The sequence below is a fragment of the Nocardia bhagyanarayanae genome, from assembly GCF_006716565.1.
GTDB classification, from domain to species: domain Bacteria; phylum Actinomycetota; class Actinomycetes; order Mycobacteriales; family Mycobacteriaceae; genus Nocardia; species Nocardia bhagyanarayanae.
Map to the genome: position 1 here is coordinate 4,870,709 of NZ_VFPG01000001.1, position 25,056 is coordinate 4,895,764.

Here is a 25,056-nt window from a genome sequence, read left to right on the forward strand (position 1 = left end):
TGGCGATGAACACCTACGACTACATCGTCGTCGGCGGCGGCAGCGCGGGATGTGTCGTCGCCGCCCGGCTCACCGAGAACCCCGATGTCTCGGTGCTGCTGCTCGAAGCGGGCGGCACCGAACAGCGGGCCGACGTCGAGACCGCGGCCGCTTGGCCGAGTTTGGTCGGCAGCGACGCCGACTGGGGCTATACGACCGCGATCCAAACGGTGACGGGGCGCAGCATCCCCGCCACCCGCGGCAAGGTGCTCGGTGGGTCGGGATCGATCAACGTGATGGCGCACCTGCGCGGTCACCGGCTCGACTTCGACGACTGGGTGCGGGCAGGCGCCGAAGGCTGGAGCTACGACGAGGTCCTGCCGTATTTCCGGCGCAGCGAAGACGTTCCGGACGGAGATCCACGCCACCGCGGCCGCGGCGGACCGCTACGGCCGCAGCCGATTCGCGAACCGCACGCCCTGACGGTCGCGCACCTCGAGGCGGCCCGGCGCGCCGGACACCAGGTCGTCGACGATCTCAACACCGGCGACCTGCTCGGCGCCGCCTGCCACGACCTGCTGCTGGTGGACGGGCGCCGGCAGAGCACCGCCACCGCCTACCTGCGGCCGGCGATCGACCGGGCCAACCTCACGGTGCGCACCGGCGCCGTAGCGCGTGGACTCACGCTGCGTGGCACTCGGTGCACGGGCGTGGAGTACGTGTGGGAAGGGCGTGCGGTCGAGGCGAGCGCATCGGCCGAGGTGGTCCTCTGCGCCGGTGCGGTGGACTCGCCACGATTGCTCATGCTGTCCGGTATCGGTCCCGCACAAGAGCTTTCGCGGCTCGGCATCGATACCGTAGTCGATCTGCCCGAGGTCGGCGACAACCTGCAAGATCACATCATGCTCGCCGGGATCCGGGTGCGTGCGCAGCGCCCGCTCCCCCCACCGAGCGGGAACTACGCCGAGTCCACACTGTTCTCGACGACCGACCCGGCACAGACCCGACCGGAACTGCAGATCGTGCAGATCCAGGTCGACTACCACCTGCCCTGGCAGCAGCCCGCCGACAACAGCTTCACGTTCGGCGTCGGGCACATGCGTCCGCGTAGCCGGGGCACGGTGCGGCTGGCCGCCGCCGACCCCGAGGTGCCCGCCGTCATCGATCCGCGTTACCTGAGCGACCCCGGCGACTTCGAGCAGCTCGTCGCGGGTGTCGAGACGGTCGACCGCCTGGTGCGGACCGGCGCGTTCGACGAGTGGGGCGGTGTGTCGGAGGCCGAAGCGCTGCTGCGGCTGGACCGCCCGGACCTGGAGCGCGCGATCCACGACGCGGTCAGCAGCTTCTTCCACCTGTCCGGCACCTGCCGGATGGGGTCGGATCTGGGCGCGGTCGTCGATCCGCGCCTGCGGGTCAACGGCATCGAAAACCTGCGCGTCGCCGACTCTTCGGTGATGCCGAGCATCGTCTCGTGCAACACCAACGCCACCACCGTGATGATCGCCGAAAAGGCGGCCGACCTGCTCCGCCAAGACCAGAGATTTCTCTAGAAGGAGACACAGAAGTGACGTTCACAGAACTGGATTCGATCGCCGCCAACCTGATCGACGGGCAATGGCGACCGGGGTCGGGGACCGCGACCATCGAGGTCTACGACCCCGCCACCGGTAGCCGCATCGCCGAGGTGGCGCCCGCGTCCATCGCCGACGCCGACGCCGCGGTGGCGGCCGCCGAGCGGGCCTTCCCCGAATGGAGCGCGCGCTCGCTGTCGGAGCGGGTCGGCTTCCTCTACCGGATGCGGGGCCTGCTGGCGGACAACACCGAGGCGCTGGCCCGGGTCATCACCAGCGATCAGGGCAAAACCTTGGACGAGGCTCGCGGCGAGGTCGCCCGCGCCATGGACTTCCTCGAAACCGCCATCGCCGCCCCGATGCTGTACCACGGCGAGAACATCAACGTCACCACCGGACTCGACGCCCGCCGGGTGCGTGAGCCGCTCGGCGTGTGCCTGGCGGTGACGCCGTCGAACTTCCCGGTGATGAACACCGTACAGTTCTCGGCGTGGGCGCTGGTCACCGGAAACACGTTGATCATCAAGGCATCCGAGCAGGATCCGATCGCCTCGAGCGCGGCGATCCGGTTGTTGCAGCAAGCCGGTCTGCCCGCGGGTGTGCTCAATCTCGTGCACGGGCGCGCCGATGTAGTGCAGCATCTGATCGCGCACCCGGCGGTGCGGGCGGTCTCGTGCATCACGTCCTCGCCGACCGCCAAAGCCATCTACGCCCAGGCGGCCGCTGCGGGTAAGCGGGTGCAGGCCAACGGTGGGGCGAAGAACCCGATCGTCGTCGCCCCCGACGCCGACCTCGACCGGGCCGCAGCCGGCATCATCTCCTCCTCGTACGGGATGGCGGGTCAGCGCTGCCTGGCCGGTAGCCGGGTCGTGGTGATCGGCGAGGTCTACGACGCGTTGATGGCGAAACTGGTGGCAGGCGCCGAGCAGATCGTCGTCGGCGCAGGCGCCGACGAGGGCGTCACCATGGGGCCGGTCGTGAGTGCGGCGAGCAAGGAACGCATCCTCGCGGCCCTTGCCGAAGCCGAAAAACTCGGCGCGACAATTCTTCTCGACGGGCGTAGGGTGAAGCCCACCGGCGGCGCCGAGACCGAGGCGGGCTACTTCATCGGCCCGACGATCGTGGCCGGACTCGACCCGCGCGAACCGGTGGAACGGCGCGAACTGTTCGGCCCGGTGATCAACGTGCACCGCGTCGACTCCCTCGATGCCGCGATCGCGCTGTCCAACGACACCGAGTTCGGCAACGCCGCTTCGATTTTCACCACCTCCGGTGCGGTCGCCGCCGAGTTCGAACGTCGCGTGCGGGCAGGTAATGTCGGTGTCAACGCGTTCCCCGCCCCGCCCGCCAACGTGACGATGGGCGGTTACGGCGAATCCTTCTACGGCGACTCGCACGTGTGCGGCGCCGCACCGCTGGACTTCTTCACCGACCAGAAGCTGGTGGTGTCGCGGTGGTGAACCCGGCCTTCGTGATCGACGCGGTGCGCTCACCCATGGGGCGCGCCCGCCCCGGCGGGGCGCTGGCCGACGTGCATCCCGTCGAGCTGCTCGCCCAGGTGATCTCGGCGTTGATCGAACGGACCTCGGTCGATCCGGGTGAAGTCGAGGACCTGCTGGTCGGCTGTGTGACGCAGTCGGCGGAGCAGTCCGGCAACATCGGCCGGATGGCGTGGCTGGCCGCGGGTCTGCCCGAGCATGTGCCCGCGGTGACGATCGAACGTAAATGTGGGTCGGGGCAGCAGGCGCTGCAGTTCGCCGCTCAAGGCGTGATGGCGCATTCCTACGACATCGTCATCGCGGCCGGTGTCGAATCGATGAGCCGGGTGCCGATCGGCTCGAATCGGCAGGGCGCCGACATCTACGGATCGTCGGTGACCGAGCGGTACGCGCCCGGCCTCGTGTCCCAGGGCGTGGCGGCGGAACTCGTCGCCCAGCGCTGGGGCATCGGCCGGGACCGGCTCGACGAATTCGCCGCGCGCTCACACGAACTGGCACACGCCGCCGACTCGGCGGGTGCGTTCAAGCGGGAGATCGTGCCGATCACCGTGCCCGGCAATGGGACGGTGGTGAATCGCGACGAAACGATCCGGCCCGGGACCACCGCCGACAAGATCGGCGCACTGGCCCCGGCGTTCCGCACCGACGAACTCGCCGCGCGGTTCTCCGACCTCGACTGGCGGGTCACAGCGGCGAGCTCGTCCCAGCTGACCGATGGCGCGAGCGCGGTGCTGATCGCGAGCGAACGCGCCGCCCAGCGGATGGGGTGGCAGCCCCGTGCCCGGTTCCACGGGTTCCACGCCTGCGGTGACGACCCGCTGCTGATGTTGACCGCGCCCATCGCGGCCACCAGGACACTGCTCGCGCGCACCGGGCTCGGACTCGACGAGATGGACCATGTCGAGGTGAACGAAGCGTTCGCGTCGGTACCGCTGGCCTGGGCGGACGAACTGAACGCCGACATCGATCGGCTGAATCCGCGCGGTGGCGCGATCGCGCTCGGTCATCCGCTCGGCGCCACCGGATGCAGGCTGCTCACCACCATGCTGCACGCCATGGAGGACAACGGCGGACGGTACGGCCTGCAAACCGTCTGTGAAGCCGGTGGCATGGCCAATGCGTTGGTACTGCAACGAGATTGACGTGTGCTCGGCCTTGACCGGGCAGTCGGGAGGATGGCGATGAACGACAGGGTCCGGTGGGACGAGGTGGAGCGAGCGATCGCCGATATCACCGCGGGGAAACCCGTGGTCGTCGTCGACGACGAGGACCGGGAGAACGAGGGCGACATCATCTTCGCCGCGGCGAAAGCCACCCCGGAGCTGATGGCGTTCACCATCCGGCACTCCAGCGGTGTGATCTGTGTGCCGATGGCGGGGGAGTGGCTCGACCGCCTCGACATCGGGTTGATGACTCCGCACAACCAGGACCCGTTGCGCACCGCCTACACGGTCTCGGTGGACGCGAGTTCCGGTGTCACCACCGGAATTTCGTCCGCCGACCGGGCGCACACGGCTCAGGTCCTCGCCGATCCGTCATCCGTCGCGGCGGATCTGAACCGGCCCGGTCACATCTTCCCGTTGCGGTGCCGTGAGGGCGGGGTGCTCGTCCGGCGCGGGCACACCGAGGCCGCCGTCGACCTGGCGCGGCTGGCGGGCCTCCCGCCGGTGGGTGTGCTGGTCGAACTGGTCGAGGACGACGGCACCATGAAGCGCGGCACGAGCCTGCGTTCCTTCGCCGACGAACACGGGCTGGCGATGATCTCCATCGAGAGCCTGGTGCGTTACCGGCGCAGACACGAACGCCTCGTCGAACGCGTCGCCGAAACCCGGCTACCGACCAGGTCCGGGGACTTCACCGCCGTGGGCTATCGGTCCGCCGAGGACGGGGTCGAGCACATCGCCCTCGTCCTCGGCGACGTATCCGGGCCGGACCCCGTCCTCACGCGGGTGCACTCGGAATGCCTCACCGGCGACGTATTCGGTTCCCGCCGTTGCGATTGTGGTGCGCAACTGAGCGAGGCGATGGACCGCATCGCCGCACACGGCCGCGGCGTCGTGATCTACCTGCGCGGACACGAAGGTCGCGGTATCGGTCTGGTCGACAAGCTGCGGGCCTATCGGCTCCAAGACGACGGCGCCGATACCGTCGATGCGAATATCGCACTCGGTCTTCCAGTCGATGACCGCGACTACGGTGCCGCCGCTCAGATCCTGGGCGAATTGAACATTGCCTCGGTGCGACTGTTGACGAACAACCACGACAAGGCTATAGCGTTGGCGGACAACGGCATTCATGTTGCTTCGCTGCTGCCGCTCACCGTGGAGGCAGACTCCCACAGCGCCGCGTATCTACTCACCAAACGTGAGCGGATGGGCCACACACTGCCGGATTTCACGTCGCCGATCGACAACGGGCGCCAGCTCCCCGCGGACAGCGCGGCCTCGGCCACAGGAATTCTCGAGTATTCCTGAGTTCACGACGCGGTCACCGGGTCGCAGGGTAGTGACTCCCGGTCCGACGGCTTCGACGACACCGGCGCCCTCGTGCCCGACGACGATCGGCTCGCGACCGGCGAGTACCGGCGCCTTACCGGTTTCGACGCCGTCGATCATATGGAAGTCCGAGTGGCACAGTCCGGAGGCGACGAACCGGATCTGGGAAATTGTCAGCCGAGGTTGTGTTCGATCTCGTCGGTGTGCTGGCCCAACCGAGGTGTCGGGGACACCTGCGCGAGCGGCGTGCGCGAATAGGTCCACGGCAGGCCGGGGGCTGCCCTCGGAGGGGTGGTCCACGCGCTCGAAGACCGGCGGACTCATCGGATTGCCCCGGCGGTCGCTGATGAGCCGGGAGATGTCGCCACCAGGCGCTCGACCTTGATCACCTCGGCGCCCATCTGGGCGAGCAGTGTCGCACAGTAGGGCCCCATGAAGGTGGTGGCCAGCTCGACGACGCTGATTCCGGCCAAGGGCCGGCGCTGGTTCCCTTCCATACACTCATCCGGTCACCGAACCGGATCGGGCCTGCAGTGTCTGCGGTGTGTGGGCCGCACCCGTCGACACCAGGTGCTCGATCTCGTCGTCGCCGAACCCGTACTCGCTCAGGACCTGTATCGAGTTCTCACCGAGTCTCGGTGCGGGGTACCGTAATTCGGGTGCGTCTTCGCTCCACTGCTGGGGGATGCTCAGCGACCGTAGCAGGCCTTCGGTCGGGTGCTCTTCTTCGATGAAGAAGCCGACGTCCTTCATGTGCGGATCGTCGAGAAGCGTTTCGGGGGTGTTCATCTCGATGGCGGGGATGTCGGCTTCGGACAGAATCCGCACCCACTCCGCGGTCGTCTTGGTTTCGAATACCTCGGCGAGGAAGCGGTAGAGCAGGCCGATGTTCTCGGTGCGGCCGCCGATATCGGCGAAGCGGGGGTCCTGCGCCATCTCCGGCTTGCCTGCCAGGGGGAAGAATCGGTGCCAGTGCTTGTCGTTGTAGACGTTCACGCCGAGATAGCCGTCGCGGGTCCGGTACGGGCGACGGTCGGAGTTCATCATCCGGGCGTAGCCGGAGGTGCCGATCGAGGGGATGAAGGTGTGGCCGTAGAGGTGGTCGCCCATGGCGAACTGGGCGAATGTCTCGAACATCGGGACCTGCACCTCCTGGCCGTGTCCCGAGCGTTCGCGGCGGTAGAGGGCGGTGGTGATCGCGTTGGCCGCGGCCATGCCCACCACGCGGTCGGCGATCGCGGTGGCGATGTAAGTGGGCTCACCGGTTTTACGGCTTTGCAGGACCGGCATGCCCACGGCAGCCTGGATCAGGTCGTCGTAGGCGGGGCGGTCGGCGTAGGGGCCGTTTTGACCGAATCCGAAGGTGCCGCAGTAGATCAGGCGTGGATTGCGCTCATGGACCTGCTCGTAGGCCAAGCCCAGACGTGCCATCGATTTCGGGCGCAGGCTGTAGAGCAGCACATCCGCCGAAGCCAGCATGCGTTGGAGTGCGGCGTTGCCGCCGCCCGACTTGAGATCGAGCACTACGCTGCGCTTGTTGCGGTTGAGGTGCAGGAAGATCGCCCCCATGCCGGGGTTGCGGCGTGGACCGACACCGCGGGTGGTGTCCCCGGCCGTCGACTCGATCTTCACCACATCGGCGCCCATGTCGGCCAGCAGCAGGGTCGCGAATGGGCCCATGAAGTTCGAGGTGAGGTCGAGGATGCGCACGCCGTCGAGCGGTCCGGTCATGTTCGTCTCTTTCGTGATGGGGAACACGGCCGGGGGCAGCTCACCGGCAGCGATCGTGAATCGTGCCGGGAGAACCCGAGGCCCGGTCACCGGCTGTCCTCATCGTAGGCCGCTGAGCTGCTCGAACCCAGTGATATGTTCCGAAGCGGGAATTCGCGATGGCCGAATCGCGGCCGATCACCGGGTGACAGTAATTCTTACCGGGCTCGAGGGTTCATAGGAAGAATCTTTCCCATTGTCGGGAGGTTCTGCCGGAGAGAAGGTTGTCGCATCGGCTTCGAGCCGGAACGGATCTCATCGAAAGGATCGTGCCTGATGCGCACAAGCGTCACCTTCCCGAGCAACGGCCTGCGCCTGGCGGGCATCCTGTTCACCCCCGACAACCGCGGCGGCGAGCGCTTGCCGGCCGTGGTGGTGTCGCACCCCGGCGGTGGTGTGAAGGAGCAGACCGCCAGCGTCTACGCGCAGCGTTTGGCCGACAAGGGCTACGCCGCGCTCGTGTTCGACGCCGCCTACCAGGGCGAGAGCGAAGGCGAGCCGCGCTTCCTGGAAGACCCCTTCCAGCGCAGTGAGGACGTCAAGTCCGCGGTCACCTTCCTGACCACCCGCGACGACATCGACCCCGCGCGCATCGGTGCCCTCGGCATCTGTGCCTCCGGTGGCTACGTGCCCTTCGCGGCGCAGACCGACCATCGCATCAAGGCGGTGGCCACCGTCAGCGGCCTCGACATCGGCGATTACCTGAGCAACGGCCTCGGCCGCACCCAGGACCCGTCGGTGCTGCAGGAGATGCTCGACGCCGCCGGTGCGCTGCGCACCGCCGAGGCGCAGGGCGCCGAGCCGAACTACCAGATCTGGGCGCCGCCGAGCGCCGAAGGCCTCGAGGGCGCGCCTGATCTGTACCGGGAGGCGCACGACTACTACCGCACCCCCCGCGCGCAGCACCCGCGTTCGGAGAACAAGTGGCCGTTGCAGAGCATCGACCGTATCGCCCAGTTCGACGCGTACGCCAAGATCGCCATGATCTCCCCGCGGCCGCTACTGATGATCGTCGGCTCCAAGGCCGACACTGTCTACTTCAGCGAGGAGGCCATCGCCAAGGCCGCCGAGCCGAAGGAACTGTTCGTGGTCGACGGTGCCAGCCACATCGACCTCTACGACGTGGACCAGTACGTCACCCCGGCCGTGGACAAGCTCGACGAGTTCTTCGGTAAGGGTCTGGCCGGCTGATCCCGGTCACCGTGCACACAAGACGTCTGCCGCCGCACGGGTGATCCTCGTGCGGGGCAGACGTTTTCGTCTAAGCGAAACCCGAGACATTGCTGCCGTGCTCGTTGCTCACGTACATGAACCGGCCGTCGGCCGTGTAGCCCGGATTGACCGGCAGACTCCCGCCGGGCACCGGAGGACCGAGTGCGGTCAGTTCAGCGTTGGAACCGATGGCGTAACTGTGGATCTTCGCGTCGGCAGCGCTGGTGAATCGCAGATACCGGCCGTTCGGGTCGACGGTGACCATCGGGAACGCGGCGAATCCGTCGACCGTGGTCTCGCGCAGGAAAGTCAGTGCGCCGGTCGGGGAGACCACGTACGTGCTGAGCCGTCCGGGAGCCCCGCCCGGGCCGATGAAGAGGAATCGTCTGTCCTACGAATATCGTCATCGTTTCGTCAGACGCCCAGGAAGTCGTGGTAACGGAAGATGATCTCGCCGTCGAGCATCTCGACGAGTTCGGCGATCACGCCGGATTCGTCCCGCCAGGCGAGGTAGGCCTCGAAATCCGAACGCTTGTCCCACTTCTCGACGAACAGGATCCGGGCGGGCTCGTCCTGATTGCGCGCGACCTCCACGCTGATGTTGCCCGGGAAGCCGCGGGTGCCCGGCAGGTTCTTGACGAACCACTCGCGCAGATCATCGAATCGGCCTTCTTTTGCCGCCATGTCGATTGTCACCTGAATAGCCATGAGAATGCGGACTCCTGTCACGGAACGGGGAATGTTCGGCGGAACTCCGGCAGCGAACGAGACGACCGTAACGCGCATCACATTCGATGCCAATTGACGTTTCGGAAATCGGAGATTCGATCTGGGTGAAGAGCCCGGGCGCCGAAGGTTCGGTGTGGGCGAAGCGATGGTTCGGAAAATGTCAATTGCTCCGTTCACGGGCATCGATAGGATCGAGGCCACTCCTCGGACCGGTATCTGTTCGCGGCGCGACGGCGGCTATCGCAATCGGCAGCGCGGCGCATTTCGGCTGATTCGGGCCGCCGACTCCACGGGAAAGAAAAGCGTGAGAATACGAGACCATTCCGGCGGACGATGTGGCTGGACGTTACTGGGCGTGGCCGCCGCCGCACTGCTGATACCCCGTTCCGGCGAGCACAGCGCACGGCGCGCCGGGCAACGACTATCTGTCGGTGAAGGAGTCGGCAGATCATCGGTTCCTCTACGTCCTGACGATCGCACCGATCGTTTTCCGCCGCGTCGATGCTGGTCGCGGGTCGATAGCAGTGTCCGCGCGACGAGTGTCCAAGAATCTGGACACTCGTGTGATCTGGCTTTCCCTACTGTCGGAACAGTGCCGCTACGCAACGGCAACATTTGCCTGGCGGACCGCCGAACCATTCGCACATTCCTGCCCCCGCCGGATTTTCCGGTAACTCGAAACAAAGGTGAGAAATGACTGCCACCCTCCCCGAAACCGCAGCCGTCGACCGTGACGGTGTGCCGCACTATCGGCTTTTCATCGATGGTGCGTGGGTCGATACCGATACCGTGATCCCGGTGATCGACCCGGCCACCGAAGAGGTTGTGGTCACCGTCGCGCAGGCCGACACCAGCCACGTCGACGCGGCGGTCGCCGCCGCCAAGCGGACCCACGAGTCCGGTGTCTGGCGCAACACCCCGCCCGCCGAGCGGGCCGCCGTGATCGACCGCGTGATCGCCGCACTGAGCGGCAAGATGGACGAGTTGGCGGTGCTGAGCGCCAGGGAGACCGGCATGCCGGTGCGGTTGGCGGGCGCCATCGGTGTCGGCTTTCCCCTGATGCACCTGGGCCACTACGCGGAGCTGACCCGCACCTATGAGTGGGAGCGCTCGGGACCTGTTGCCGGGCAGGTGCTTTCGGCGAGCTTCATCCGGAAGGAGCCGGTCGGTGTGTGCGCGGGTATCGTCCCGTGGAACTTCCCTGCGGTCATCGCGGTGTGGAAGTCCATCCCGGCGCTGGCGGCGGGCAACACGGTGGTCCTCAAGACCGACGAGAAGACCCCGATCTTCGCCCTCGAGCTGGCGCAGCTGCTGAAGGAAGCCGGACTGCCCGACGGCGCGCTCAACGTCGTCGTCGGTGACGGCCCGACCGTCGGCGGCCACCTGGTGAAGCACCCCGACGTGCGGCTGGTGTCGTTCACCGGTTCCACCGCCACCGGCCGTCAGGTGATGGCCGATGCCGCCGGCACCGTCAAGCGCGTGCTGCTCGAACTCGGTGGCAAGGGCCCCAACATCGTGCTCGACGACGCCGATCTGACTGCGGCAGTGGACGGTTCGATCTACGCCTTCCTTCTGCACGCGGGTCAGGCGTGTGAGTCCGGCACCCGGCTGCTGCTGCCTGCCTCGATTCACGACGAGTTCGTCGCCCGTCTCGTCGAACGGCTCAAAACCCTGAAGATCGGCAGTCCGCTGGATCCGGCCACCGACATCGGCGCGGTGATGAACAAGGCCCAGCACGAGCGGATCCTCGGCTACATCGAGAAGGGCAAGGCCGAGGGTGCCACGGTCGTCGCCGGCGGCGGCGTGCCGACCGGTGCGGGCTTCGACAAGGGCTACTGGGTGGAGCCGACGGTGTTCACCGGGGTCACCAACGACATGACCATCGCCCGTGAGGAGATCTTCGGTCCCGTGCTGTCGGTGCTGAAGTACGAGTCGGAGGACGAGGCGATCAAGATCGCCAACGACACCGAGTACGGTTTGGCTGCCGCCGTGTGGAGCCGCGACAACCAGCGTGCGCTCGAGGTGGCCCGGCAGATCGAGGCCGGTTCGGTGTGGATCAACGACTACCACAACATCTCTCAGTACCTGCCTTTCGGCGGTTTCAAGCAGTCCGGCACCGGCCGTGAGCTCGGGCCCGACGCCTTGAACGAGTTCACCCAGGACAAGAGCATCACCATCGATCTGTCCGGTGATGTCAGCCGTCGTGCCTACGGCCTGGTGCTCGGTACCCCGCCCGCGGCCGAGTAGCACGCTTCCCGCAGAACCCGCGCGCGCCCGAAGACCGGGGCTCGTGTTCGAAAGATCCAACGGAGAATCTCATGATCAAAGGTCAGTTCACCAATTTCAAGCTGATCGTTCGCGATCTCGACCGCTCGCTGGCGTTCTACAAGCTGTTCGACCAGAAGGTCGGCGCGCTACTCGAATTCGTGGATCCGGAACTCACCGAGGTGATGCTGGAGAACTCCGAAGGCGTGCGCACCCTGGTTCTGCTCAACGGCGATCTGCTGCCCGCACCGGCCCCGGTCCCCGGGTATGCGCCGCTGGTGCTGGTGGTTGACGACGTCAACGCCGCGGCCGCCGAGATCAAGGCCGCCGGATACGAAATGCGGGTCGAACCAACTGATTTCGGCCCAGTCACGCTGGCCATGGTCGCCGATCCGGACGGCTACCTGGTCGAGTTGGTCTCGGGTGACCCGAACGCGGTGCAGAGTCCGCCGCCGGGCACCAAGATCCCGCACCCGGTTCCCTACATCCACGATCACGCATGAGCTCGGTCGTGACGGCGGAAGCGGTGGTGCGGTCGGCGCTCGGGTCCGACGCCGGGCACCTGCTCATCGATGGTGAGTGGGTGCCCGCCGCGGCGGGTTCGACGTTCGATGTCATCGATCCCGGCACGGAAGAGGTTGTCGGCCGGGTCGCGGAGGCGGGGACCGCTGATGTCGATTCCGCGGTCGCCGCGGCGCGACGCGCTTTCGACGAGGAACGGTGGTTGCGCCTGTCGTCGGCCCAGCGCGGTGTGGTGCTGTGGCGGGTGGCCGATCTGCTCGAGGCGAAGTCCGAGGAGATGGCGCGGCTGGAGAGTCTCGACGTCGGTATGCCTGTCTCGCAGGCGAAATTGATGGTGGCCGAGGCGGTCAACCAGTTCCGCTACTACGCGGGCTGGGCGGACAAGATCCAGGGCACCACCGTCGAGATCGGGACCGCCGAGCGTCGGCTGCAGGGCGCCACCTACCGCGAACCTGTCGGTGTCGTGGCGATGATCGTGCCGTGGAACGCGCCACTGATCGCCATGTCGATGAAGCTGGCTCCCGCCTTGGCGGCCGGGTGTACGTGTGTGCTCAAGCCGTCGGAGGAAGCGCCGCTCTCAGCGCTGGCTCTGGGCCGGATCCTGCTCGAGGCGGGCGTCCCGGCCGGTGTCGTCAACATCGTCACCGGTTTCGGGGCGACGGGCGCGGCGTTGGCCGAGCATCCCGGCGTCGACAAGATCAGCTTCACCGGCTCCACCGAAGTGGGTCGCAAGGTCGTCGCCGCGGCCACCGGCAACCTGAAGAAGGTGTCGCTGGAACTGGGCGGCAAGTCGCCGGTGATCGTTCTGCCCGATGCCGACTTGGGCGCCGCCGCGGCGGGTATCGCCATCGGCGTGTTCTGGAACTCGGGGCAGATTTGTACCTCGGGTACGCGCTTGTTCGCGCACGCAGACATCTACGACGAGCTGGTCGAGGGAATCGCCGAGCAGGGCCGCGCCATGAAGGTCGGCTACGGCACCGACCCGGACGCGCTGCTCGGTCCATTGATCTCCCAGCGTCAGCTGGACCGGGTCGCCGGGTACGTCGAGGGTGGCCGAGCAGCGGGCGCGCGGGTCGTCAGTGGTGGAAAGCGCTTGGACGGCCGCGGTTTCTACTACGCGCCGACCGTCGTCGCCGACGCGACACCGGACATGCGTATCGTTCGTGAGGAGATCTTCGGGCCGGTGATCGCGGCCATGTCGTTCACCGATCTGGACTCCGCAATCGCCTCGGCCAACGACACCGAATACGGGCTGGCGGGCAGCGTCTGGACGCGCGACATCGCACTGGCCCATCGCGTCGCCCGCCGCCTGCGCGGTGGTCGCATCGGCGTGAACATCCACCGCGCCGGCGGTGTCCAGATGCCGGTCGGTGGCTTCAAACAGTCCGGGTGGGGCAGAGAGAACGGTCCCGACGCGCTCGAGGAATACCTCGAGACCAAATCGGTCGTCATGCTGCTCGACCGCTGATTTCGAACGAAGCACCTTCGATCCCGACTCTGGAAAGTTCGATCAACTATGGCAAATCTCAATGACGGCCTGGAGCAGAAGATCCAGTGGGTTGTCGACCTCGAGCAGATCAAGATACTGATGGCGAAGTACTGCCACGGTATTGATCAGAAGGACGAGAAGACCTTCATGAGCATCTGGTCCGACGACGCCGACTATCTGCTTCCTCGGGGTGAGGGGCACGGCACCGACGGGATTCGGGCACTGGTGCGGAAGGTGTGGCGTGAAGTTCCCCAGTGTCATCACCACATCACCAATCCGGTGATCGATATCCAGGGCGAGACCGCTACGGCGGCCACCGACGTCATCTACTTTCGCCTCACCGCCGATGGAATCCGAGTATTGCTTTCGGGCACATACGCTTTCGAGTTCGTCAAGGGCGAGGACCGGTGGCAGATCCGAAGCCTGAAATTCGCGAGCTTCGTCGCGGACAGCCCGGTCTTCGCGTAGCGCGGACTGCTTACGGCCCCGAAGGGATTCTGCGACAGCGGTCGCAGGGTCCCTTTCATGCGTGAGCCGGGTCTCGAATACCACCCTGGCGCCGGAGCCCCTGGTCGGAAAGGCCGCTATGAAAGCCTTTCTGGCGACGTTGATGGCCGCCGACTGGCGCCTATGCTAGATCATGCTCGTATCGCGGTGTATTCGGTGTGATGGTCGCGAATGACCAAGGCCGAGCGCAGGTTCCAGAGCGCGGTGGGGTCGGCGATGTCGAAGCCGGTGAGGCGGAAGATCCGCTTGAGCCGGTGGTCGACGCTGTTGGGGTGCAGATGCAGTCGGCGGGCAGTGCGACGGCGATCGAGGCCGCTCTTGACATAGGTGCGCAGTGTCTCGAGCAGATCGGGGTGATCTTCGAGTGGATCGAGCAGGGTGGACAGGGCATCGCGGCCGGGGCCGGGGCGGGTGAGCTGGTATTCCACCGCGATGTCGCTGAAGCGGTGCAGCCGCCCCGTCATGCCGAGCCGGGTGACCACGTCCAGGGCGGCGTACACCTGTTCGGCCACCGCGGGCAGTTCGCAGGTCGGCGCGCACATGACCACCCCCGTCGGGATGTGGCCGTCGGCGGTGCGCAGGTCCTCGATGAACGCGGTGAGCGCGGCGAACTCGCCGAACGCCGTGTCAGGGACGAGGATCGTCGCGCCCGTTTCACCGGACAGGGCCAGTGCGTTCGGGCCGAAGCGCCGTCGCAGCTCCGAATACAGCCGCGCCGCAATGGGCTCGGTGGTACTGCGTGGGACGCCGTGCGGTCTGCCGCGCCGCGACGGAAGGTGGACGGCGAGGATCGCGTAGACATCGGCGATACCGATCTGGTTGCACTGTCCGAGCACCTTCGACGAATCACCACGTAGTAGTGCGGCGGCGACCTCCTTCGCGGCTCCGATGCTGTCGTGCGCCGCGCGGCCCGCTCGGCCGTAGACGCGCGCGACGATCCCAGTCGCTACTCGCACCGCCCGCAGCACCTGCCCTGAGTCGACCGTCAGCGGGGAGGTCGCGGGCGCGGCGTCGACGACCAGTTCGATGGCTCCGATGACGATCGACAACGTGGTGTCGAGATCGACGCCCAACCGGATGCACGTGGTCGCGGCGCGTTCCAGGTCGGCCACCGCCTCGGCGTCGTCGCTGAGCCTGCTGGCCGAGGCGAAAGATCTGGAGGCCAGGACGAGTAGCTGCTCACGCACCTCGCCGGAAGCGCTGTGTGCGGTCACTGCGGAGTCGACCATCCGGGTGATTGTCTGGTTCACCTCGTGAACTCCCATCCTGCGTTCTTCGACCCGGCACGCTGGAACTCGCCGGGTGTCCGCCAGGTGAGGGCGGTGCTCGACGAGCCTAAGGCGGGGTCTCACAACGCGGTGTCCAGCAATTTGGACACCCCAAACTGGTCAATTGCTCAGAACTTTGGTGTCACACCCAGGGTAAAGTCACGTATGAGGCATAATGCATGAACAGGCGACCGAAAGGATCCCGATGGAAACCACCCTGCAGCGTTTGCCTCGCAGTGCGAACAAGCAGCGTCACCAGCTGTCGGAGGATGTCGCGACCTATGTCCGTGAACTGATCATCTCGGGCCGGGTGCGGCCGGGTGAGTTCCTGCGGATCGAACCGATCGCCGAGGCCGTCGGTGTCAGCAACACCCCGGTGCGCGAAGGCCTGCTGCTGCTCAGCGGCGAGGGCTTCGTGGAACTGGTGCCACGGCGCGGATTCATGGTGTCGGAGTTCAGCAAACAGGATGTGCGCGACCTGTTCTGGGCGCAGGCGACGATGGCCGGTGAACTGGCGAGCCGGGCCGCGAAGTCGATCTCCGCACGCGAACTCGACCATCTTGCGGACGTCGTCGAAGCGCATGCGCGGGCGGCCGAGAACGGATCCGATGACGAACTCGTCGCCTACGGTCACGAGTTCCATCGCTCGATCAACCTGGCGGCGGACTCACACCGGTTGGCCATGCTGCTGGCCACGGTCGTCAAGCAGCTGCCGAATCGCTTCTACATCAGTATCGAGGGACATGGCGAGGACACGTTGCGGGATCACCCGCTGATTCTCGAAGCGCTGCAGAAGCGTCGCCCCAAGGCTGCCAATACCCTGATGCGCGAACACATCATGTCCAGTGCCGACGAGCTGATCGCCATGCTGGAGAAGCAGGGTCTGTGGGTCGAATCGGCCCGCAAATCCACGGCCTGACCCGTCGGCCGAATCCAACCCGGCCGCCTCCCTCGCCCGCGTTGTGCCTGATCAAACGCCTGCTGCATTGATATGGAATATAGTATATATTTCTAAGCGTTACATGCGTCACAGCGGTGAGAGGACTTTCCATGACCAGGTCGGCTGTGGCAGGCGTGCTGCCTGCGCATCCCGAGGCGTCCTATATCGACGGCAGGTGGGTTCCGGTGTCGTCCTCGGGGACCTTCGAGGTCCTCGATTGCAGCACCGAGGAGGTCGTCACCGCCGTCGGGGCGGCGACCGTCGAGGACGTGGACGCCGCGGTGATCGCCGCGCGCAAGGCCTTCGACAGCGGTCCGTGGCCGCTGATGTCGCCGACCGAGCGGGCCGGATATTTGCGCGCGATCGCCGCCGAACTGACCAGGCGGGGCGATGATTTCGCCCGGCTCTGGTCGGTCGAATCGGGCATTGTGTACTCGCTGGCAAAGACCAGGCTTCCGCTGTTCCTGTCGGGCGCGTTCACTGCCTATGCCGATCTGGCCGAGTCGTTCGCGTTCCGGGAGCCGCACACACCCGCGGCCGGCGGTGCCGGTCTGCTCGTGCGCGAACCGGTCGGTGTCGTCGCGGCGATCGTGCCCTGGAACGGCCCCGCCGGCCTGATGGCCTACAAATGCGCGCCGGCTCTGCTCGCCGGTTGCTCGATCGTGTTGAAGCCACCGCAGGAGGCGCCGACCTCGGCGTATCTGTTCGCCGAGGTCTGCGACCGGGTCGGGCTGCCGCCGGGGGTGGTCAATGTGGTGACCGCCGACCGGCAGGTGTCGGAAACACTGGTCCGCCACCCCGGCGTCGACAAGGTGACCTTCACCGGATCCACGGTGGCGGGCCGCACGATCGGCGCGATCTGTGCCGACCGGATGGCGCGCTGCACCCTCGAACTCGGTGGCAAGTCGCCCGCTCTCGTACTCGACGACTACGACATCGACACGGCAGCGAAGGTGCTCGCCGGTGGCATCAGCTACCTGGCCGGCCAGGTGTGTCACAGCCTGACGCGCGTCATCGTTTCCGAAAAGCGCCACGACGAACTCGCCGACGCGCTCGGCGCCGCGATGAGCGCGATCCGGGTGGGCGACCCGTTCGACGAGAGCGTGACCATGGGGCCGCTCGCGTCCGCCCGCCAACGGGAACGCGTCGAAAGCTACATCGCCGCAGGAAAATCCGGCGGCGCGCGCCTGGTGACCGGTGGTGGCCGACCGGCCGGGCTCGAGCGCGGCTTCTTCGTCGAGCCGACCCTTTTCGCCGGTGTCGACAACCGGTCGGTGATCGCGACCGAAGAGATCTTCGGGCCGGTCCTGGCCGTCATCGCGGCGAAGGACGAGGACGATGCCGTCGCGCTGGCCAACGACAATCCTTACGGTCTCAACGCCTCGGTCTTCACCAACGACACCGACCGTGCCTACCGCGTGGCGCGCAAACTCCGTACCGGCACGGTCGGGCAGAACGGGCCGCGCACCGATTTCTCGATCGCTTTCGGCGGTTTCAAGCTGTCGGGCGTCGGTCGCGAAGGCGGTTCGGAGGGGCTGCTGCCCTTCCTGGAAACCAAAACGCTGGTATTCGAAAACCAGCCGGCCGATATCCCTGGCCTCGGCAACTGATTCCATACCGACATTTCACCGGAAAGGCCTCGTCGACTTGGGTCGGCGGGGCCTTGTGCTGTTCGGTGTGATCTGGAAATTGTGCTGCCCGAAAATTCCTCGACTGTCCATATTCTTGGACATCGTGTGAACGGAAATCTCTCTAACCTCTTTCGGGAAGAGGGTGGCATTCGTGCAAGGCCGCCTGATTCGTTCCTGGCGCATATCGCGCGTGTTCTATTCGATCGGGGAGCAGCGGTGCTCGTCGATCGGTTGGAGGTGCCACCCATGTTCTCTACCCAGCGTTTTCGTTCCCGGCGCGCTGCCGCCGGTCTCGCTGTGACGCTCGCACTCGCCTCGGGAGGCTGGCTGAATTCCTCGGTCGCCCTGGCGGATCCCGGTGCCAGATTTCTGGTGATCGGCGGAGCCGCATCATCGAATATCAGTGTGCTCGGCCTCGATGAAGCGGGCAGATTGTCGACGGTGCCTGGATCACCCTTTCCGTCCGGGACCGGTTCGCTGGCGGTGACGGTCACGCCCGACGGGCGCAACGTGTATTCGGTCAACACGGTGTCGGGCACTGTGAACGGATTCCGCCTCGGCAGCGACGGCATTCTCACCTCGATTCCCGAGGCGAACCTCGAGCTCGGCGGTCCCGGGGTCGGAGCCGTTGCCGCGCCCGACGGAAAGAGACTGTTCGTGACGAGCGGCTCGGTGACGAACGAAATCCGCACCTACTCGATCACCGCCGCCGGTGGCCTGGTGCTCACCGGTGTGGCCCAGGTGCCCGGGGTGAGTGCGCTCAGTCAGCTCGCGATCGCGCCGGACGGCCGTTTCGTGTTCGCCGTGGGCTGGTTGGAGGCGACGGCGTTCAGTTTCGCCGTGGGTCCCGACGGTGCGTTGACCCTTGTCGATTCCGTCGCGGCGGGTCCGATGTCGACGCTGCCAGGGGTGACGCCGGACGGCCGGTTCCTCTATGTCAGTAATGAAGCGGGCGGCGACATCTCAGGCTATGCGATCGGTGCCGACGGGAAACTGAGCCCCGTGCCGGGGACACCGTTCCGTACCGGGCTGATGCCGTTGCCGCACGGCGCGGTCTTCACCGCTGACAGCCGCCGGATGTACATGGCCGAGGCGATGGCGGGGCAGATCAGTGGGTTCCAGATCGCGGAGAACGGGTCGTTGAGCCCGCTGCCCGGATCGCCGTACCCGGCGCCGGCGGGCACCTTGCCGGGCCGCGTGGTGGTCGACTCGGAATCGCAACGGGTTTTCCTCATCGACACTCTGACCGTCGGCGTCACCGCGCGCGTGCATCCGTATGCGATGGCGCCCGACGGGCGGCTCACGCCGACGGGGGAGCAGTCCGTCGACACTGGGCTGATCTTCGCCGACGGCGCCAACGCGGTACTGGCGGTGCAGCGATGATATTACATATATTATATTGAGGAGGATCGCACCGCAGCTGCCAAGGGAGGCACACACGATGAAACCGTACCGTTCGATGCTCTTCGTCCCCGGTCACAAGGGTTCCTGGGCTGACAAAGGGGTCGCCTCCGGGGCCGACGCGCTGATCCTCGACCTCGAGGACTCGGTTCCCGCCGCGGACAAGATCGAGGCGCGCGGCACGGTCGCGGCCACGATCGACCGTCTCACAGCCGAAGGCGTGCGCCCCGACCTGTGGGTGCGGGCCAACCCGGAGGTGAGCGGGCTGCTCGGCGGTGACCTGGAAGCCATCGTGCGGCCGGGACTGGCCGGGCTGTTCCTGGCGAAAGTGTTCACCGCCGACGAGATCGTGCGCCTGGACGCGGTGCTGAGCCACATCGAGCACCGTGAAGGCATCGAAGTCGGGACGGTGCAGCTGATCGTGTCCTTCGAGACCGCGGTGTCGATGGCGCACTGCGAGGAGATCGCGGGCGCGAGCCCCCGGGTGGCTTCCCTGCTCGGTGCCACCGGTCCCAATGCCGACGTGGGTCGCGAACTCGGCTTCGAGTTCACCCCCGCCGGGCTCGAAACGCTGTATCTGCGCAGCCGGATCATCCTGGCCGCGCGGGCGAACGGGCTGCACCACCCGGTCACCGGTGTGTGGCAGGACATCAAGGATCTCGACGGCGCGCGACGCTTCTGTCTCGACAACCGTCAGCTGGGTTACCGCGGGCTGGTGGCCATCCACCCGTCGCACGTCGCGATCGCCAACGAGGTGTTCTCGCCGTCGCCGGAGACCGTCGACTACTGCCGACGCATGATCGCGGCGTTCAACGAGGCGGAGGCCGCAGGCAGCGCGGCCGTCGACTTCGAAGGCCAGCACATCGATCTCGCGCACGTGAAGACGGCGCGGGGCGTGATCGCCTTGGCCGACGCGGTATCAGCCAACGCGTAGCAGCGACAACGAGAGAAGGGGGTGGCCGCGGCCGCCCCCTTCTTCCCGTCCTCGGGCGATCAGTCGACAATCAGTAGGACCGTCTCGGCCACGCAGGCGGGTTTGGCCGCGCCGCCGTCGAGCACGTACTTCGCCGTCACCGAGGCCCCGGCGGGAGTGTCCGCGACGTCGGTGATCGTGACGGTTGCCCGCAGTCGTGACCCGGCGGGCAACGGCGCGGGGAAGCGAACCTTGTTCACGCCGTAGTTGACCCGGGCCGAGCCGAATCTGAAATCGAGCAGCTCCGGCCGGAAATGCGAGATCAGCGACAGCGTGAGATAGCCATGGGCGATGGTGGTCCCGTACGGTCCGGCGGCAGCCCGCTCGGGGTCGATGTGAATCCACTGTTCGTCGTCGGTGACCTCGGCGAACGCCGAGATGCGCGCCTGGTCGACCAGATAGGGTTCGCTCGGGCCGATCGGCTCACCCACGGCGGCGCGGATCTCGTCGAGGGTGGTGAATACGCGGGGCACGGTCTCTCCTGACTAGTCGGTGGTGACGTCGACGGTGGCGTTCGGACCGGCGGATTCGCCACCGGGACCGAACAATTCGAGCGAGACCCCGCCGGGTACCTCGGTGGCGAGCAAGCGCGCGGGCTGCCCACAGAACAGCGGCGCCCGGCCGCGGTGGCGCAGCTCCCGCACCGGAGCCCCGCCCATCAGGCGGTGGATCTCGGCCAATGCGATGGCCTGCAACGGGCCGTGGACGACCAGCCCCGGGTACCCCTCCACACCGGTGGCATAGGGCCAGTCGTAGTGGATGCGGTGCGCGTTGGCGGTGGCCGCGGAGAACCGCGCGAGCAGTGACGGATCGGTCCGCAGATCCCAGGCGTTGTCCGCCGTGCGGCGCAGGGGAGTGCGCGGCAGGGTGTCCTCGGCCGAAGGCGGTTGTGTGGGCCGATCCGGCGCGGGCGCGGCCTCCCGGTAGATCAGGTTCTGTGTTTCCTCGACGGCGAGCTGGCCGGTACCGGTGAACAAGCGGATCCGTACATCGACCACGACCAGCGCGCCGGATCGGCCGTCCTTCTCGGTCACCGAGACCACCTCGGCCTCGCGCCGCACCGTGGAACCGACGAGAAGTGGTGCGTGCAAACGGATCTCACCGCCGGCGAACATGCGGCGCGGGAGTTCGACCGGCGGCAGGAACGAACCGCGTCGAGGGTGGCCGTCGGCGCCGAGCACGCCGGAGGCAGCCCAGCGCGGCAGCGCCACCCAGTGCCACAGCGGCGGCAGCGGATCGCCGGGGCCCGGCACGGGCAGGCCGTCGTCGAGCAGAGCGGCCAACGCGGCCACCGGCGCGGGATCGAGGAGTTCGATGGAGGTTTCCGGGCGCGGTTGCCAGGCGGACGCGGTCACATGAACCGCCCGCCGGTCACCTCGAGCACCGTGCCCGTCATGTACGAGGACATGTCGGAGGCGAGAAACAGTGCCACCGTGGCGATCTCGTCGATCTCACCGGCCCGGCCGAGCGGGATCTCGGCCATCTTCTGATCCCACACCTTCTGCGGCATGGCCTCGGTCATGGCGGTGCGGATCAGGCCGGGCTGGATGGCGTTGACCCGCACACCGAGGTGCGCGAGCTCTTTCGCCGCGGCCTTCGACAGGCCGACGATGCCCGCCTTGGCCGCGGAGTAGTTGGTCTGACCGGGCAGACCGATCTTGCCCGAGAGCGAGGACATGTTGACGATGGCGCCGCTGCCGCGTTCACGCATCACCGCACCGGCCAGCCGGGTGCCGTTCCAGGTGCCCTTGAGGTGGACGGCGATGACCTGGTCGAACTGGTCCTCGGTCATCTTGCGCATGGTCGCGTCGCGGGTGATGCCCGCGTTGTTGACCATCACGTCGACGGGGGAGAAGGATTCGGCGGCGGCGTCGATCAGGGCTTGGACGTCGTCGGCGACGGTGACATCGCAGCGCACACCGCGGGCGACGGTCGCACCGCCCAGCTTGTCGGCGGCCGCCTGGGCGGCGGCACCGTCGATGTCACCGATGACGACGCGGGCGCCCTCGGCGACGAACCGTTCGGCGATGGCGTAGCCGATGCCCTGGGCGGCGCCGGTGATGACGGCGGTCTTGTCGGCCATAAGTGGTCCGGTCATGGCTGTTCCTCACTGTCGGTGGTGGCGTCGAGCTGCGCCAGGATGCGCCGGGCGCGCTCGAGCACGGGCTTGTCGACCATGGCACCGTCGACCACGACGACACCGGAGGTGTCGGTGATGGCGGCGAAGATCTTTCGTGCCCAGGCCTGTTCGGCGTCGGTGGGGCGAAACGCCGTGGCAACCGGGTGGAGCTGACGCGGGTGGATGCAGAGTTTGCCGGTGAACCCGAGCCGTTTGCCGTAGCGGGCGTCGTCCTCGACCAGGTCGGCGTCGTCGACGACGCCGGTGACGCCGTCGATCGGGCGAGGCAGGCCCGCCGCGGCGGAAGCGAGCACGAGTGCGAGCCGGCTCCCGGCGAGTGCTTCGCGGTCGGTGGGGTCGACGCCGATTTCCGCGGCGAGGTCGAAGGTGCCGATGGCGAGGCGGTCCACCCCCGGCGTGGCTGCTATCTCCGCCGAATGTAATACCCCGGCCGGGGTTTCGACCAATGCGATCAGTGGCGCATGCGCGCTGTCGGCGACTGCGTCGGAATCGCCGACGGTGCGGTCCGGGGTGGTGTCGAGAGCGCCCGCGCGGCCGGATCGCCCTGCGGCGAGAGCTGCGACGACACCATCGATGACCTCGATCTCGGCTTTCGGCAACATCAGCGCGCACCGAAGCGTCGTGAGCGCGTCGAGATCATCGGCGTGCCAAGGAGTTCCGGCTGCGTTGATCCGCACCGCGCATTCGTTGCCCGCGCTGATCCACGCGACGGCGTGCTCCCGCGCGGCCTGCTTGGCACCGGGCGCGACGGCATCCTCGAGGTCGAGCACGACAAGGTCGGGGTTCGCCGCGGCAGCCTTGGCGAAGCGTTCGGGACGATCGGCCGGGACGAACAGCAGGGTCGCGGCGGCGCGGACTCGCGCAACAAGATCGGTTTCGATACGCGTCCTCACGCGCGCTTCTTCGCTTCGCGCACGAGCCCGCCACCGATGATCAGGCGCTGGATCTCGCTGGTGCCCTCGTACAGGCGCAGCAGGCGGACATCGCGGTAGATGTGCTCGACGGTCACCTCACGCATGTACCCGCTGCCACCGTGGATCTGCACCGCGTTGTCGGCGACGCGGCCGACCATCTCGGTGCAGAACAGCTTGGCCACCGACGGGGAGACGCGTCGGTCCTCGCCGGAGACGTACTTGGCGGCGGCGTCGCGCACGAGCGCGCGTCCGGCCATCACCCCGGTCTGCATGTCGGCGATCATCGCCTGGACCAGCTGGAAATCGCCGATCGGGGTACCACCCTGGGTAACCGTGGCGGCGTAGGCGACCGACTCGTCGAGCGCGCGCTGGGCGGTACCGACGGCGAGCGCGGCGATGTGCACGCGACCACGCGACAGCGAGGCCATCGCGGCCTTGTATCCCACGTCCTCGGCGCCGCCGACCAGCGCGTCGGTGGGCACCCGGACATCGGTGAAGGTGACGTCTGCGGTCCAGGCGCCTTCCTGGCCCATCTTCGCGTCCTTGGGGCCGACGATGACACCCGGTGTGTCGGCGGGCACCAGGAACACCGCGATTCCGGGACCGTTGGGGCCGGGCTCGGCGGTGCGGGCGAAGGTGACGAACAGATCGGCGAGCGGGGCGTTGGTGATGAACCGCTTCTGGCCATCGATCACCCAGTCGTCGCCGTCACGGCGGGCACGGGTGCGCAGCCCGGCCGGGTTGGAGCCGGCGCCGGGCTCGGTGAGCGCGAAGGAGGCCAGCACCTCGCCGGAGGCGATCCGCTCGAGCCACTGCTTCTTCTGCTCGTCGGTGCCGTAGTTCACCAGCACCTGACCCGCGATGCCGTTGTTGGTGCCGAACAGCGATCGCAGCGACAGCGAGGTGTAGCCGAACTCCATGGCCAGCTCGACGTCCTGGGTGAGGTCGACGCCGAGACCGCCCCACCGCTGGGGGATGGCATACCCGAACAGGCCCATCTCCGCGGCCGCCTGCCGGATGTCGTCAGGAATCGCGTTGGTTTCCAGGATCTCCTGCTCGCGCGGGACCACCTTGGTGCGGATGAACGTACGGACGTGGGCCAGGATCGGCTCGAAGTCCTCGGCACTGAGTTCGGACACTCTCGGCTCCTGTGTGCTTGGTCTGATACTAGATATAATATACGATGATATAATATACGATGAGCCGAACGGTGCGATAGCATCCGTCCAAGACTGTCTAGTACATAATATATTCTGAGAGGACGCGACATGGCTGGCCTGTATTTCGAGGAGTTCGAGCCGGGAATGGTCATCGACCACCCCACCCGCCGCACGGTCACCGAGGCCGACAACACGTTCTTCAGCGTGATGACGTTGAATCTGGCCCCGCTGCACCTGGACGCCGAGTACAGCAAAAACTCCATCTACGGCCAGCGCCTGGTGAACAGCCTGTTCATCCTCGGCCTGGTCTCGGGCATCACCGTGCCGGAGACCACGCAGGGCACCACCCTGGGCAACCTGGGCTTCGAGCAGATCAAGTTCCCCAAGCCGGTGTTCCACGGCGACACCATCCACGTGCAGACCAAGATCGAGAACAAGCGGGAATCCAAGAGCCGCAACGACTCCGGCATCGTGACCTTCCGCCACCTCGGTATCAACCAGCGCGACGAGGTCGTCTGTGACGCTCTGCGCGTGGGCCTGATGATGAAGCGTCCGGTCGAGCAGGCCTGATCCGGCCACGACGAACCAGCA

24 protein-coding genes and 1 pseudogene are annotated in these 25,056 nt (G+C 66.9%); 14 read left to right on the forward strand and 11 right to left on the reverse strand.

What is annotated here, in order from left to right:
- The first annotated feature begins 5 nt into the window (after positions 1-5).
- The 4 genes from FB390_RS21020 to FB390_RS21035 are packed head-to-tail and all read left to right on the forward strand — an operon-like array spanning position 6 to position 5,523.
- A complete protein-coding gene (locus FB390_RS21020) occupies positions 6-1,529 on the forward strand; it encodes a GMC family oxidoreductase (RefSeq protein WP_141810470.1) in 1,524 nt (507 codons plus the stop codon).
- 14 nt (positions 1,530-1,543) lie between these two features.
- Positions 1,544-3,010 (forward strand): aldehyde dehydrogenase family protein, encoded by a 1,467-nt coding sequence (locus FB390_RS21025; RefSeq protein ID WP_246124139.1) that lies wholly within the window; start codon positions 1,544-1,546, stop codon positions 3,008-3,010.
- Entirely contained in the window at positions 3,007-4,191 is a 1,185-nt protein-coding gene (locus FB390_RS21030; protein WP_141811932.1) for a thiolase family protein, read from the forward strand. The genes FB390_RS21025 and FB390_RS21030 overlap by 4 nt, the downstream gene beginning before the upstream one ends.
- A gap of 39 nt (positions 4,192-4,230) precedes the next feature.
- A complete protein-coding gene (locus FB390_RS21035) occupies positions 4,231-5,523 on the forward strand; it encodes a bifunctional 3,4-dihydroxy-2-butanone-4-phosphate synthase/GTP cyclohydrolase II (RefSeq protein ID WP_141810471.1) in 1,293 nt (430 codons plus the stop codon).
- A gap of 30 nt (positions 5,524-5,553) precedes the next feature.
- On the opposite strand, the pseudogene FB390_RS34880 reads toward FB390_RS21035, so the two are convergent.
- The 3 genes and pseudogenes from FB390_RS34880 to FB390_RS21050 all read right to left on the reverse strand — a co-directional run.
- Positions 5,554-5,868: pseudogene (locus FB390_RS34880) on the reverse strand (alcohol dehydrogenase catalytic domain-containing protein); the annotation flags it as partial.
- Positions 5,865-6,041, reverse strand: a complete 177-nt coding sequence (locus tag FB390_RS21045) for a CoA transferase (RefSeq protein WP_141810473.1) — start codon at positions 6,039-6,041, stop codon at positions 5,865-5,867. The gene FB390_RS21045 and the pseudogene FB390_RS34880, both read right to left, overlap by 4 nt.
- A 4-nt stretch (positions 6,042-6,045) precedes the next feature.
- A complete protein-coding gene (locus FB390_RS21050; protein ID WP_141810474.1) occupies positions 6,046-7,275 on the reverse strand; it encodes a CaiB/BaiF CoA transferase family protein in 1,230 nt (409 codons plus the stop codon).
- 315 nt (positions 7,276-7,590) lie between these two features.
- Between FB390_RS21050 and FB390_RS21055 the strand changes: the two genes are divergently transcribed.
- Positions 7,591-8,505, forward strand: a complete 915-nt coding sequence (locus FB390_RS21055; RefSeq protein WP_141810475.1) for an alpha/beta hydrolase — start codon at positions 7,591-7,593, stop codon at positions 8,503-8,505.
- A 70-nt stretch (positions 8,506-8,575) separates the two neighbouring features.
- Here the strand turns inward: FB390_RS21055 and FB390_RS21060 are convergent, their stop codons facing one another.
- Entirely contained in the window at positions 8,576-8,860 is a 285-nt protein-coding gene (locus tag FB390_RS21060; protein WP_141810476.1) for a lactonase family protein, read from the reverse strand.
- Positions 8,861-8,940: 80 nt separating this feature from the next.
- On the reverse strand, positions 8,941-9,210 hold the full coding sequence (locus FB390_RS33625) for a putative quinol monooxygenase (RefSeq protein WP_185757110.1): 270 nt from the start codon (positions 9,208-9,210) through the stop codon (positions 8,941-8,943).
- A gap of 738 nt (positions 9,211-9,948) precedes the next feature.
- Here FB390_RS33625 and FB390_RS21070 point away from each other — a divergent pair.
- The 4 genes from FB390_RS21070 (at position 9,949) to FB390_RS21085 (ending at position 13,999) form a co-directional block, all read left to right on the forward strand.
- Positions 9,949-11,502: an aldehyde dehydrogenase family protein gene (locus tag FB390_RS21070; RefSeq protein WP_141810478.1), complete on the forward strand. Its 1,554-nt coding sequence runs from the start codon at positions 9,949-9,951 to the stop codon at positions 11,500-11,502.
- Positions 11,503-11,573: 71 nt separating this feature from the next.
- The gene (locus tag FB390_RS21075; RefSeq protein WP_141810479.1) at positions 11,574-12,023 is read left to right on the forward strand and encodes a VOC family protein; all 450 of its coding nucleotides are present in this window, start codon (positions 11,574-11,576) and stop codon (positions 12,021-12,023) included.
- A complete protein-coding gene (locus FB390_RS21080) occupies positions 12,020-13,510 on the forward strand; it encodes an aldehyde dehydrogenase family protein (protein WP_141810480.1) in 1,491 nt (496 codons plus the stop codon). The genes FB390_RS21075 and FB390_RS21080 overlap by 4 nt, the downstream gene beginning before the upstream one ends.
- 48 nt (positions 13,511-13,558) lie before the next feature.
- Positions 13,559-13,999 carry a nuclear transport factor 2 family protein gene (locus FB390_RS21085; RefSeq protein WP_141810481.1) on the forward strand — a complete coding sequence of 147 codons (441 nt, stop codon included), beginning with the start codon at positions 13,559-13,561 and terminating at the stop codon, positions 13,997-13,999.
- A gap of 170 nt (positions 14,000-14,169) precedes the next feature.
- On the opposite strand, the gene FB390_RS21090 is transcribed toward FB390_RS21085, so the two are convergent.
- Entirely contained in the window at positions 14,170-15,267 is a 1,098-nt protein-coding gene (locus FB390_RS21090) for a PucR family transcriptional regulator (protein ID WP_141810482.1), read from the reverse strand.
- A 244-nt stretch (positions 15,268-15,511) separates the two neighbouring features.
- Here FB390_RS21090 and FB390_RS21095 point away from each other — a divergent pair, with 244 nt between their 5' ends.
- The 4 genes from FB390_RS21095 (at position 15,512) to FB390_RS21110 (ending at position 20,212) form a co-directional block, all read left to right on the forward strand.
- Complete coding sequence (locus tag FB390_RS21095; protein ID WP_141810483.1) at positions 15,512-16,225, forward strand: GntR family transcriptional regulator; 714 nt, start codon at positions 15,512-15,514, stop codon at positions 16,223-16,225.
- Between the two features lie 131 nt (positions 16,226-16,356).
- Complete coding sequence (locus FB390_RS21100) at positions 16,357-17,856, forward strand: aldehyde dehydrogenase (protein WP_141810484.1); 1,500 nt, start codon at positions 16,357-16,359, stop codon at positions 17,854-17,856.
- An 81-nt stretch (positions 17,857-17,937) separates the two neighbouring features.
- Entirely contained in the window at positions 17,938-19,260 is a 1,323-nt protein-coding gene (locus tag FB390_RS21105; RefSeq protein WP_141810485.1) for a lactonase family protein, read from the forward strand.
- A 58-nt stretch (positions 19,261-19,318) separates the two neighbouring features.
- Positions 19,319-20,212, forward strand: coding sequence for an HpcH/HpaI aldolase/citrate lyase family protein (locus FB390_RS21110; RefSeq protein ID WP_141810486.1), 894 nt, complete (start codon positions 19,319-19,321; stop codon positions 20,210-20,212).
- Positions 20,213-20,271: 59 nt separating this feature from the next.
- Here the strand turns inward: FB390_RS21110 and FB390_RS21115 are convergent, their stop codons facing one another.
- From FB390_RS21115 to FB390_RS21135, 5 genes are read right to left on the reverse strand one after another with little or no spacing between them, the layout of a single operon-like run.
- Positions 20,272-20,724 carry a MaoC family dehydratase gene (locus tag FB390_RS21115; protein WP_141810487.1) on the reverse strand — a complete coding sequence of 151 codons (453 nt, stop codon included), beginning with the start codon at positions 20,722-20,724 and terminating at the stop codon, positions 20,272-20,274.
- Between the two features lie 12 nt (positions 20,725-20,736).
- Complete coding sequence (locus FB390_RS21120; protein WP_141810488.1) at positions 20,737-21,606, reverse strand: HTD2 family dehydratase; 870 nt, start codon at positions 21,604-21,606, stop codon at positions 20,737-20,739.
- A complete protein-coding gene (gene fabG, locus FB390_RS21125) occupies positions 21,603-22,349 on the reverse strand; it encodes a 3-oxoacyl-ACP reductase FabG (RefSeq protein WP_141810489.1) in 747 nt (248 codons plus the stop codon). Before fabG ends, FB390_RS21120 begins: the two co-directional genes overlap by 4 nt.
- A complete protein-coding gene (locus tag FB390_RS21130) occupies positions 22,346-23,284 on the reverse strand; it encodes an HpcH/HpaI aldolase/citrate lyase family protein (protein WP_246124140.1) in 939 nt (312 codons plus the stop codon). The genes fabG and FB390_RS21130 overlap by 4 nt, the downstream gene beginning before the upstream one ends.
- Positions 23,281-24,444: an acyl-CoA dehydrogenase family protein gene (locus FB390_RS21135; protein ID WP_185757111.1), complete on the reverse strand. Its 1,164-nt coding sequence runs from the start codon at positions 24,442-24,444 to the stop codon at positions 23,281-23,283. Before FB390_RS21135 ends, FB390_RS21130 begins: the two co-directional genes overlap by 4 nt.
- A gap of 129 nt (positions 24,445-24,573) precedes the next feature.
- Here FB390_RS21135 and FB390_RS21140 point away from each other — a divergent pair, with 129 nt between their 5' ends.
- Positions 24,574-25,035: a MaoC family dehydratase gene (locus FB390_RS21140; protein WP_141810490.1), complete on the forward strand. Its 462-nt coding sequence runs from the start codon at positions 24,574-24,576 to the stop codon at positions 25,033-25,035.
- Positions 25,036-25,056 lie beyond the last annotated feature (21 nt).